The organism is Brevundimonas sp. UBA7534, from assembly GCF_002479325.1.
GTDB lineage: Bacteria > Pseudomonadota > Alphaproteobacteria > Caulobacterales > Caulobacteraceae > Brevundimonas.
This window is the reverse complement of record NZ_DLMO01000117.1, coordinates 1-480: the sequence shown is the minus strand read 5'-3', so window position 1 is coordinate 480 and position 480 is coordinate 1. Positions and strand designations below refer to the sequence as shown.

Annotated in this window: 1 protein-coding gene; it reads right to left on the bottom strand. The window is 68.5% G+C overall.

Annotated features, from left to right (window positions below; all coding sequences use genetic code 11):
• A partial coding sequence (locus tag B2U11_RS09295) for a hypothetical protein (RefSeq protein WP_292071316.1) occupies window positions 1-466 on the bottom strand: 466 nt, incomplete at its 3' end.
• Window positions 467-480: the final 14 nt, after the last annotated feature.

Below are 480 nucleotides of genomic sequence, written 5' to 3'. Positions count from 1 at the left end.
ATCCTGCTCCCGCACCCAATGTTACCTCACTTTCCCAAGTGAGCTGATTATCAGAACCCCCGCCGGCAGCCGCCGCGGGGGTTTTGCTTGTCTGCGGCCCGCCGATGCGAAGGAGGGCCGCGAGCGTGCCGCGGACCTCCAGCTCGAACTTGCCCTTCTGCGCCAGCGGATGAAGCACCACGCCCTCGATCAGTTCACGCAGCTCGGCGCGAACCGGCTCACCGACCTCGCCCTCTAGCGCCTCGTGCAGCCTAGACGCCAGCTGGGCGTAGGCCTGGGCGGCGGCCGGATGAAGGGCGACGGTGTCGGGCTCGTCGACCTCGGCCAGCAACGCCTGCAGCTCGGATCGCCGGGCCTTCAGGGGCGCGCTCCTCATCTTGAGCTCCTCGATCTCCATGGCGCCGGCCATGCACATCACCTGCGCTCGCTCCAGACGACGGGCGATCTCCGCCGGTTCCTTCTCCATCGGCGCGCGCTGGG